The sequence below is a fragment of the Methylobacterium sp. genome (assembly GCF_019750675.1).
GTDB lineage: Bacteria > Pseudomonadota > Alphaproteobacteria > Rhizobiales > Beijerinckiaceae > Methylobacterium.
The window spans coordinates 1-3,453 of sequence record NZ_JAIEOF010000029.1; the positions used below are offsets into that span (position 1 = coordinate 1).

The 3,453-nt window shown below is 70.3% G+C and carries 5 protein-coding genes; all 5 read right to left on the reverse strand.

Features of this window, described 5'->3' with window-relative positions; translation table 11 throughout:
- On the reverse strand, window positions 1–352 hold a 352-nt coding region (locus K2X24_RS01220; protein ID WP_292493931.1), incomplete at its 3' end, for a hypothetical protein.
- A complete protein-coding gene (locus K2X24_RS01225) occupies window positions 349–951 on the reverse strand; it encodes a hypothetical protein (RefSeq protein WP_292493934.1) in 603 nt (200 codons plus the stop codon). The genes K2X24_RS01225 and K2X24_RS01220, both read right to left, overlap by 4 nt.
- A complete protein-coding gene (locus tag K2X24_RS01230; protein ID WP_292493935.1) occupies window positions 884–1,870 on the reverse strand; it encodes a helix-turn-helix domain-containing protein in 987 nt (328 codons plus the stop codon). The genes K2X24_RS01225 and K2X24_RS01230 overlap by 68 nt, the downstream gene beginning before the upstream one ends.
- Window positions 1,871–1,875: 5 nt before the next feature.
- Window positions 1,876–3,141, reverse strand: coding sequence for a site-specific DNA-methyltransferase (locus K2X24_RS01235; RefSeq protein ID WP_292493937.1), 1,266 nt, complete (start codon window positions 3,139–3,141; stop codon window positions 1,876–1,878).
- Window positions 3,138–3,380 (reverse strand): hypothetical protein, encoded by a 243-nt coding sequence (locus tag K2X24_RS01240; protein ID WP_292493939.1) that lies wholly within the window; start codon window positions 3,378–3,380, stop codon window positions 3,138–3,140. The genes K2X24_RS01235 and K2X24_RS01240 overlap by 4 nt, the downstream gene beginning before the upstream one ends.
- Between the last annotated feature and the right edge of the window lie 73 nt (window positions 3,381–3,453).

Consider the following 3,453-nt stretch of genomic DNA (forward strand, 5'->3'; position numbering starts at 1 on the left):
CCGGGTTGGTCATGCCGCGATGCACGAGCCCGTTGGTGTAGTGGATGTGGTGGGCGTCAATCGCTTCCACGACGGTGGGGAAACAGAACGCCGCGCCGCCGCAGGAATCGACCCGATCCATCGCCGCGAACCGGTGGACGCCGAACAGGCGAACATCGGTCCAGCCCAGGCCGACCGCCGTTTCGCCCCAGGTGGCGAGGAAGTCGAGCATCGACTGCCGGGCGCGCGGCCAATGGCGGATCACCGCGCCCTGGCACGGCCTCACCCACGGATCCAGCGCGTCGATCTCGGCGAACCAGTCGCCGACCAGGACCTGCGCTGGGGAGCGCGCGAGGGCGCGGGCCGCGCTCACGCCGACACCCGCTTGCGGTCGAGGTTCGCCAGGAGGTGCGAGACGTCGAGGCCCTTCAGCGGGGCGACGATGTCCGAGCCGGTTCGCGGGCCCTCGTCGGGCTCGGCCAGGACCGGGCGCGCGTCCGCCTGGGGCATCCGGCGGGTGAGGTAGTCCGCAGCTGCCTTCCGGGCTTTCTCGACCTCGGCGCGCTGCTCCGGCGTCGGCGGGTCATAGACCTCGGCCGCAAGGATGCGGCGAGCCCGCAGCAGGCGGGTCCGGGTCGGCACAAGCCCTTCGGCAACCTCCAGGGCGAACTGGTCGGGCGACGGCCGCCATCCGGCATCGACCGGCAGGAGCGTCTTGCCCTGGCGGAAGCGGGCGCAGGCCTCCATGATCGCCGCGAGGGGCTGGCCTGCCACCGCCTCGAGGAACTCTTCGTTGAGGAGGCCGGCGTTCAGCTCGGAGCCCTTGCCCTTTTCGTAGCCCAGCAAGAACCGGCCGATGGCGTACTCCCGCTCGTCCGGCGCGCCATGCTCGGCGAGATCCCGCTCAAGGCGCTCGGCGACGGCGGACAGCTGCCTGCGCTGCAGCGTGCTCGGCGCGTGACTGGAACACACGCTGAAGCGGGTCGGGTGCCCTTCGATCGGCTTGAGCGGGGAGTGCAGGTCGTCCACCAGCTTCGCCGCCTCCGCCGGCGTCATCCGGCTCGCCGGCACGGGCGCCTTCGATGACGACGAAATCACGGGTGCCGTGGTCGGACGCATGGGTACGCTCCTGTCGCTGGCGGTAGAGGGTCGCCAGGCGCGCGGCCTGGCCGGTGGGGGCGGGCTGGTAGGCGGGGCGGGGCTCGCGCGGCTGGCGGCGGTCCGTTGGCGTGTCGTTGAGCAGCCGGGTGACGTACGGGATCGGGTCGCCGGTCTCGGCGGCGCGCGCCTCGTCGATCGCCCAGTGGATGCGCCCGGCGTCCCCGCCGGTTTCGCGGAGCAGCTTGCCGATGAAGCGTCGGGCAGCCGGGTCGGCCATGCCCAGGCCGCGAAGGGTCAGCACCCCATCGCTCCAGAGCAGGTCTCGCACCGAGAACGGCACGGCGGGCTCGCCCGTCGCGCCCGATGCGTCAGCATCGGAACGGTTCTTCTGATGGTTCAGTGACGGTTCAAACGTAGTGAGCCCGGCACCTGGTGCCGGTTGCTTGGAACGACGTGCCGGTTGGTCGGAACGTGGTGCCGGTTGGTCCCCAGCAGGCGGCACGTCGTGCCGGTTGGTGTCGCGACCCATCTGCAGGGTCAGGCCATCGCTCCGGCGCGAGCCATCGGAGCGCCGCCGTGGTGCCCGGACTAGGAGGCCGAGACTTTCCAGCCCATCCAAGGCGTTGCGGACGGCTCGAAGCGAGAACTCGGTGTCGGCAGCGAGCTGCTCCTGCGATGGCCAGCCGTACCCCTGCGGGTCAGCGTAATCCGCGATCGCGACGAGGACCGCCTTCAGTGTCGGGGAGCCCGTTTTCACGGTCTTCGCCCAGGCGTGCGCTTGAACGGACATGGCTGCTACTCCGCAGCCAAGAGGACGGGGGCAGGCGCGCGCACGATCACCGCCGCGTCGCCGATCCGGCGCGCGGACATCGCCGCGTATTCCGGGTTCAGCTCGATCAGCGTGGCGTCGAGTCCAAGCGTCTCCGCGACCAGCCCAACCGTTCCGGCCCCGCCGAAGGGGTCGAGGACGCGCCCCGGTACCGCCGGCAGGCTGGCGCAGAGGCCGCCGCACTTCGGCTGGGGCAGCGCATGGCCGCAGAACGCGCAGGCCTGCGCCGGGACGCCGGCCTTGATGCACCGCTCGGCTAGGGCCGGCGGGAAGGTCGCGAAATGTGCCTCCCGGTAGGCCTTCGGCGCGATCGTCCAGACGTTGCGGGCGTTGCGGGTGTCGAGCGGCGAGAGGCTGAGCGTGGCCAGCGCCGCGTCCATGCTCGCGTTGTTCTTCGTGCCGCTCCCCGGCTGAGCCAGCTTCCGTGACACTGGGGTACGATCAACGTTCTGCCGGCTGTTCGGACCGGGACGCTTGACGCGGTTCCGCCCGCGGTCCGCCTGATCGGGGTCGAGCTTGTCGAGGCGGCCCCAGCCCACACCTGTGTCGGTACCGCGAGCTGCCGCGCGAACATGAGCGCCGCCGGTTACAGGCTCACGGATGGCCTCGTGGTTGTAAAAGTAGTCCTCAGCCTTGCTGAGGAGCCATACCTTCTCGTGCGCCGAGGTCGGCCGGTCATAGACCGACTCGGGCATGGGGTTGGGCTTGTGCCAGATGATCTCTGAGCGGACCCACCAGCCGTCGTCCTGGAGGGCGATGGCGAGCCGATTCGGGATCATGCAGAGGTCCTTCGGCTTCAGGTAGCCGCCGGCCACGATGCGCCCGCCGAAATCGCTGGCACTGTTCCCCTTGTTGCTGGACGAACCGACGCGCAGCGTGCGGGCGTAGGCCGGATCGAAAACTGGGCCGATGGTCGAGAAGGGCTTGTCGCGGAAGGCGCGGTCATCGCCGACGACGTCAGCCGCGGCCCGGCCGTTAGGGGAGGCGGCGTAGCAGTCGCCGTAGTTCAGCCAGAGCGTGCCGCGGGGCTTCAGGACTCGGCGGACCTCGCGGAACACGTCGACCATGACGGCCAGGTGCTCGCCGAGCGTGGGTTCGAGGCCGATCTGACCGGCCACGCCATAGTCGCGCAGGCCCCAGTACGGAGGCGAGGTCACGACGCTGTCGAAGTAGGCGTCCGGCATGCCGCGCAGCTGCTCGCGCACGTCGCCGATATGGATGCGGACGGTCATGTCAGCCTCCGCATGTCGGCGGCCATGGCAGCGTTCTCGCTGGCCTGCACGAACACCTGGTGCGCGGCCTGCTCGCAGAGATGGCTCGCCGCGTTGGGGTCACCCTCCGAGGCGAGGGCGATGGTCAGACCCAGGCCAGCTAGGAGGGCGGCCATGAGATCCTGCAGGCGCGCGGCATCGCCATGGGCCTCGAACATCTTCCCGGCGATGAGGTCGTCTAGGTCGTGCAAGTCCGTCATGACGCGAGGTCCTGCGTCAGCGGCGCGGCCGGCTCGATGCGGAAGACGAGGGCAGGGGTCTCGGCGTAGGCCT